The sequence below is a fragment of the Paracoccus hibiscisoli genome, assembly GCF_005048265.1.
Classification (GTDB): Bacteria; Pseudomonadota; Alphaproteobacteria; order Rhodobacterales; family Rhodobacteraceae; genus Paracoccus; species Paracoccus hibiscisoli.
Genome location: NZ_SUNH01000028.1, coordinates 25,765 through 32,260, shown reverse-complemented (window position 1 = coordinate 32,260; position 6,496 = coordinate 25,765). Strand labels below are relative to the sequence as shown.

The 6,496-nt window shown below is 67.9% G+C and carries 4 protein-coding genes and 1 pseudogene; 3 read left to right on the top strand and 2 right to left on the bottom strand.

Annotation, left to right across the window (positions count from 1 at the left end; translation table 11 throughout):
* Positions 1-125 precede the first annotated feature (125 nt).
* Positions 126-873, top strand: a pseudogene (locus FA740_RS16370) (IS3 family transposase); the annotation flags it as partial.
* A gap of 547 nt (positions 874-1,420) precedes the next feature.
* Here FA740_RS16370 and FA740_RS16365 read toward each other — a convergent pair.
* Positions 1,421-3,325: a methyl-accepting chemotaxis protein gene (locus FA740_RS16365; RefSeq protein ID WP_136857883.1), complete on the bottom strand. Its 1,905-nt coding sequence runs from the start codon at positions 3,323-3,325 to the stop codon at positions 1,421-1,423.
* A gap of 156 nt (positions 3,326-3,481) precedes the next feature.
* Between FA740_RS16365 and FA740_RS16360 the strand changes: the two genes are divergently transcribed.
* Both FA740_RS16360 and FA740_RS16355 read left to right on the top strand, forming a co-directional pair.
* The gene (locus FA740_RS16360; protein WP_136857882.1) at positions 3,482-4,720 is read left to right on the top strand and encodes an Hsp70 family protein; all 1,239 of its coding nucleotides are present in this window, start codon (positions 3,482-3,484) and stop codon (positions 4,718-4,720) included.
* 67 nt (positions 4,721-4,787) lie between these two features.
* Positions 4,788-5,720 (top strand): DMT family transporter, encoded by a 933-nt coding sequence (locus FA740_RS16355; RefSeq protein WP_136857881.1) that lies wholly within the window; start codon positions 4,788-4,790, stop codon positions 5,718-5,720.
* Here FA740_RS16355 and FA740_RS16350 read toward each other — a convergent pair.
* Positions 5,693-6,379 carry a GntR family transcriptional regulator gene (locus FA740_RS16350; protein ID WP_136857880.1) on the bottom strand — a complete coding sequence of 229 codons (687 nt, stop codon included), beginning with the start codon at positions 6,377-6,379 and terminating at the stop codon, positions 5,693-5,695. The genes FA740_RS16355 and FA740_RS16350 overlap by 28 nt on opposite strands.
* Between the last annotated feature and the right edge of the window lie 117 nt (positions 6,380-6,496).

Genomic DNA, 6,496 nt, shown 5'->3' with positions numbered 1-6,496 from the left:
CGGCTGGCATGGCGTTCCGGTTTTCAGGGGTCTGGCGGTCAGATTATTCGCCGCGCGGCGATTTGGCCAGAAGTCTGGAGAAAATGACCGCCGCCCCAGGGGTATCATCGGCGGATGCGTAGGGGGGATATCGGCGGCTGCATGTGTTGCCTCACGCCGCGAAGGCCACGAGGTGAAGCACAAACGCCTGTTGCGCATCTATCGCGAGGAGCGGCTGCATGTCCGTCGCCGCGGTGGCCGCAAACGGGCGATAGGGACGCGAGCCGCGATGGCGCTTCCGCTGATGCCGAACCAGCGCTGGTCGCTCGACTTCGTGTCCGACCAGTTGACCGATGGCCGCCGCTTCCGCGTGTTGACCGTGGTCGATGACTGCACGCGGGAATGTCTCGCCCTGATCGCCGACACGTCCCTGTCCGGCGTAAGGGTCGCGCGAGAGCTGGCGATCCTGTTCGAGGCCCGCGGAAAGCCCGGAACCGTGGTCAGCGACAATGGCACCGAGTTCACCTCAAACGCGATCCTGACCTTCGCCGATGACCGCAAGATCGCCTGGCATTACATCGCGCCGGGAAAGCCGACCCGAGACACGCCTTCATTGAGAGCTTCAATGGCCGTCTGCGCGACGAGCTGTTGAACGAGACGCTGTTCCCGTCCCTGAACCACGCCCGCGCTACGCTCGCGGCCTGGCGAAAGGATTACAACACCGAACGTCCCCACTCGCGCCTCGGCTGGCAGACGCCTGCCAAGTTCGCCCAGACCTTCAACCCGCAACGGAGTCTGATGCTGCGCAATCCGCAAAGCGCCGCGCCAGCCCCCGTTGCCCAACCCTCCCAAACAGGCAAAACTCAAACCCGGAGTCTCGCTCACGCTGGATAAAAGTTGAGGGCAACGTCATCCGCAAAGACCTCGTATGATCTCCTTGTCCGGTTGCGTCATCGTTCGGAGGTCGTTTAGGCCCCCTCCCTGCAGCAACTTCCTCTTTGGGCCAGCTAAGGACGACGCCCACCCGCGTCTGCTGGTCTTCGACTTCTGGTGCTTGTCAGAGGACCGGCGCACCTTACGAGAGACTGTATATGAGGCGCCCAGTTTTCGCGTCGTCACTCAAATTGATTTGGTGTGACAGGACGGGTATCGCAAGCCAACTATCGATAGCCGCTCCGCCAGATCGTTCACCTGACGGCGCGGTCGTTGGGGACAAGAGCGGATGATACACTCCACACCGGCGCCCCATTCAGACGACCCACGACTTGGGTTATACCGCGCAGGACATCACCCTGATCGTCACGAGTCAAACCGAGTCACAGGGAGTGTGGTAGGTGCAAGACGCCGACGTGGATGCTGCGCAACCTGGGGGGCGACGCATCACTACCCGAACACTCACGCAGGTGGCGTCGAGGGTGCGCCGCCCCGGACAGGGCGGAGCCTAGAACTCTATCATTCGCGGCATGACCTCGGCGGCCATCGCACGGGGGCGTGCGGCGGGGCTGCGGGCGGGGGCCGAGGTCGGGGCCGGGCGAATCGAGGGGTCGAAGCTGAAGCTGGTCAGCGCCGCGCCCAGGATGCCCGCCTGATGTTGGAGCGAGGCTGCGGCCGCGTTCGTTTCCTCGGCCACGGCGGCGTTCTGCTGGGTCACCTGATCCAGGTGGTTCACGCCGGAATTGATCTCGGACAGGGCGGTGGACTGATCGCCCGCGGCCAGCGCGATGGCCGCCACCTGTTCGGACACCTCGCGCGCCTTGGTCAGGATCTGCTCCAGGCTGCCGCCCGTCCGCGACACCAGCGACGAACCGGAACGCACATGCTGCGACGAGTCCGAGATCAGGCCCTTGATCTCGCGTGCGGATTCCGACGCACGCTGCGCCAGGCCCCGCACCTCGGAGGCGACGACGGCAAAGCCGCGCCCCGCCTCGCCGGCCCGTGCGGCCTCGACGCCGGCATTCAGCGCCAGCAGGTTGGTCTGGAACGCGATGTCGTCGATCACCGTGATGATCCGGTTGATCTGATCCGAGGACGCCTCGATGCGCTGCATAGCGTCGATGGCCTCGCCCACGATGCTGCGCCCCTCCTCGGCGATGGCGCGGTTGGCCCGCGAGGCCCCTTCGGCCGTGCGCGCCAGATCGGCGGTCGAGGTCACGCTGGCGGTCAGCTCGGTCAGGGCGGCGGCGGATTCCTCCAGCGTCGCGGCCTGTGTCTCGGCCCGGCCCGCCAGATCCTGCGCGGCCGAGGTGATCTCCTCGGAACCGGTGCGGACCTGATGGGCGACGTCGATGATGCGGGCCATCGTCTGGCCAAGGTCCGACACGACCGTGTTGAAGCTGGTTCGCAGCGCCTCGTATTCGGACGGGAAGGGATCATGCGGCGGGTTGGGGATGTGCGCCGACAGGTCGCCCCCGGCCAGACGCTCCAGCCCGGCCGAGATATCGGCACACACGCGGTCCTGCTTTCGGGCTTCGACAACCGCTTCGGCGGCGCGCTTGTCGCGTCGGATCGTGGCCTCCTCGCGCTCGTGCCGGGCGGCGGCCAGGCCGTCCCGGAACTGTGCCAGGTTTCGGGCGATGGACCCGATCTCGTCGCGCAGCGTCGTGCCGGGGATGTCGCGGTCGTATTGCTGGCGGGCGATGTCCTGCATGGCCGCATCGACCGCCGTCAAGGGCCGCAGCGCCCGGCGCGTCATCACCAGGTTCAGCACGAAAGCCACCGCCAGGCACAGTGCGGTCAGCCCGATCGCCACCAGCATGTTGCGCGCCAGCACGGCCTCGATCCCCTCCATCAGGACACCCGCGTACAGAACGCCGGTGACCTGGCCCGCGCTGTCGCGGACGGGAACATAGATCGTCAGATAAGGCCGCTCCAGAATGGTGGCGGTCCCGGCATAGGTCTCGCCCCGCAGCATGGCGGCATGAACCGGGCCGGTCGGGTCCAGCGGGGTGCCCACGGCGCGCGTGCCGTCCGCTTTCTGGACGTTGGTTGTCATGCGGATGAAATGACCGACCGCCGGGTCCAGGCGAAAGACGGTCGCCGTCTCTCCGGTCTGCTGGCCGACGCTGTCGACCATCTCATGCGCGGCGAAATCGGGAATGTCCGGCCAGACCACGGATTGCGGGATGCCATCGGCTCCGAGGGCGAAGGCAAAGCCCGGAAAGTCGGCCTCAAGCTCATGGGCCAGCACCCGCAGCGTGATCCGCTGCGCGTTCTGGGCGTTGCTCAGCAGGCTGTCCCGCTGTGCCATGCTGAGGGTCGTGACCAGAACCACCGCCAGCGTGGCCATCAGGGCGAGGCTGGTCGTCGTGATCTTCTGGCGCAGCGACAAGGGCGGGATCAGGGTCATAAGGTGCTCCGGGACAGGGTCGAGAGGTTCAGTCTAGCGACGATTCGCTAAGATCCGGTTAGCGGTCGATCCGGGCTTTCAAGGCGCGGGCCGGATGGCTATGAGGGCCGCCCAAGGGGGGCCATCGCGCCCCCGGCACTGGCAAGGACATCCGGCATGACACGGCGCGGCAGCGGTCTGGGCATCGATTTCGGCACCTCGAACACGGTCGCGGGCCATGCCCCCGACGGCCGCCCGCAGCTGATCGGGCTGGAGGCCGGGGCCACCACCATGCCGACCACGTTCTTCTTTGACGCGGCCACGCGCGGCACCCTGCTGGGCGGGCCCGCCAACCGCGCCCTGCTGGAGGGGCGCGAGGGGCGCTTCATGCGGGCGCTGAAACGCGTGCTGGGCACGCCCCTGATGCATGAACAGCGGATGATCCTGACCGAACGGATCAGCCTGTCGGACCTGATCGCGCGCTTTCTGCACCAGGTCCGCGCCCGGGCCGAGGCGCAGACCGGCCTGACCTTCGACCGCGTCCTGTCGGGGCGTCCCGTGGTCTTTCACGGCACCGACGACCCGCGCGAACAGCAGGCCGAGGATGACCTGCGCGCCTGTTATCTGGCGGCGGGCTTTCGCGAGGTGGACTTCATGCCCGAACCCGAGGCCGCGGCCATCGCGGCGGGCGCCACCCATCGCCCGGGCGCCACGGGGCTGATCGTCGATGTCGGCGGCGGCACGTCGGATTTCTCGGTCTTTCGGGCGGGCGACGGGGGTGTGACGATTCTGGCCAGCCACGGCGTGCGCATCGGCGGCACCGATTTCGACCGCGCGATCAGCCTGGATCATGTCATGCCGCTGCTGGGTCGGGGCACGCGCCTGCGCAAGGCGATGGGGCCGGGCCATTCGCCCGTCCCGAACGCGATCTTTGCCGATCTGGCCACGTGGGAGCGCATCCCCTTTGTCAACACGCCCCAGAACCGCCGCCTGGTGGCTGAGATGGCGCGCCTGGCCGAACAGCCGCAGGCCCTGGCGGATCTGGCCGCGGTGCTGGAGGAGGATCTGGGCCACGATCTGGCCTTTGCGGTCGAGGCCGGCAAGATCGCCGCGAATGACGGTGACGCCGCGATCCGCCTGGACGCGATCCGGGCTGGCCTGTCCGCACCGCTGGCCCGCCAGGCCATGGCCGACAGCCTGTCGCGCCACGCGGCCCAGCTGCGCGAGGGCGCGACCGAGACCCTGCGCCGCGCGGGCCTGTCCGATACCGATATCGACCAGGTGATCTATGTCGGCGGCTCCAGCCTGTTGTCGATCGTGCAGCAGACGCTGCGCGCGCAGTTCCCCGATGCCGATCACCGCGCGCATGAGGTGTTCACCGCCGTGGCGGACGGGCTGGCCATCGCCGCTGCCTGATCGCTTGCAGATCGTGCAACCCGGGGGTAGCACAAGGGGCCGAACCCGGCCCCTTTCAAGGTTGCCCATGCCCCAGTCCGATTCGCCGCTGCGTGGCATCGCGCTGAAATGCGCCAGCGTGACGGTGTTCACGCTGATGGCCGCGCTGATCAAGGCCACCGCCGAAAACGCCGCGATCCCGCCGGGTCAGCAGGTGTTCTTTCGGTCGTTCTTTGCGCTGCCGGTGATCCTGGTCTGGCTGCTGTGGCGGTCAGAGCTGCGGGTGGGCTTGGGGACCGCGAACCCGATGGGCCATGTCTATCGCGGGCTGGTGGGCACCACGGCGATGGCGCTGAATTTCTGGGCGCTGTCGCTGCTGCCTTTGCCCGAGGTGACGGCGATCGGCTTTGCCGCGCCGCTGCTGGTGGTGATCCTGGCGGGCATGTTTCTGGGAGAGAACGTCCGCGCCTTTCGCCTGTCGATGGTCGGGCTGGGCCTGGCCGGGGTGCTGATCGTGCTGTCGCCGCAGATCGGCGCGGGGCCGGGGGCGGACCCGCTGCGGATGCTGGGGGCGGTGGTGGCCCTTGGCGGGGCGGCGGCGGCGGCGCTGGCGCAGATCTTCGTGCGCCAGCTGGTGCAGGTCGAACGGACATCGGCCATCGTGTTCTGGTTCTCGGTCACCTCGACGCTGCTGTCGCTGCTGACGCTGCCGTTTGGCTGGGTGATGCCGGGGGGCGGAGTGCTGGCGCAGCTGGTGCTGACGGGTCTTCTGGGGGGCTTGGGGCAGATCCTGCTGACCTCGGCCTATCGCCATGCCGATGCCTCGGTGGTGGCGCCCTTTGATTATGTCGCGATGATCTGGGCGGTGGCCCTGGGCTGGTACGTCTTTGCCGAAGTGCCGACCCCCGCGGTCATCGGGGGGTCCGCGCTGGTCATCCTGGCGGGCATCCTCATCATCTGGCGCGAACACGCCCTGGGCCTGGAACGTCGCCGTCAGCGCAAGGCCACACCCCCCGCCTGAGGTCCCGGCTGCGGCGTCAGTCGCCCCACCAGCGCCACCAGATCGCGGAACCGTTCCCCCTGGACCAGGACGTGATCGGTCATCGCCCGTTCGGCGCGGTCGGTATCCCCCGCGCGGATCGCGGCGCCAATCTGGCGGTGTTCGTCCAACGACCGCGCCACCCGCCCCGGAGATTGCAACTGGCGGCGGCGATAGGGCTGCAGGATCGCCTGCAGGCGCAGCGTCTCGGCCTCCAGAAAGGCGTTGTGGGCGGCGTGATAGATGGCCTGATGAAAGGCGGTGTTTTCCGCGTAATAGCGGTCGGGGTCGCCGGCGGCGGCCTCGCAGGCGTCCAGTGTGGTGGCGATGCGGTCCAGGTCGTGGGCATCGGCGCGGCGGCAGGCCAGGCCCGCGCAGAACGCCTCCATCCGGGCCATGACCTCGAACCGGTCCATCAGCTCTGGGACGCCCAGCTTGGCGACGAAGGTGCCGCGCTTGGGCTGCACGATCAGCAGGCCCGACGCCTCCAGCGCCTGCAGCGCCTCGCGCACAGGCGTGCGCGAACAACCGTATTCGGCGGCGATGGCATCGGGGTCGATCCGCGCGCCGGGCACGAAACGGCCATCGACAATGGCGTTTTCCAGGGCCAGGCGGATGCGGTGGGCGGCAGGCAGGGTCATCGGGGCCTCAGGGCGCGTGTGGTCAGATCATATTCCATCGCAGGGCAGGCAGGATGTCCACGATGAAGGTTGTTATATACATCAGCGCCGATTCGATGTATATCAATCCTCGGGGAG

Bases quoted from the DNA above. Each gene is read 5' to 3' on its own strand.
- FA740_RS16350 (WP_136857880.1), bottom strand. From the start codon at position 6,379: ATGACCCTGCCTGCCGCCCACCGCATCCGCCTGGCCCTGGAAAACGCC.
- FA740_RS16365 (WP_136857883.1), bottom strand. From the start codon at position 3,325: ATGACCCTGATCCCGCCCTTGTCGCTGCGCCAGAAGATCACGACGACC.
- FA740_RS16360 (WP_136857882.1), top strand. From the start codon at position 3,482: ATGACACGGCGCGGCAGCGGTCTGGGCATCGATTTCGGCACCTCGAAC.
- FA740_RS16355 (WP_136857881.1), top strand. From the start codon at position 4,788: ATGCCCCAGTCCGATTCGCCGCTGCGTGGCATCGCGCTGAAATGCGCC.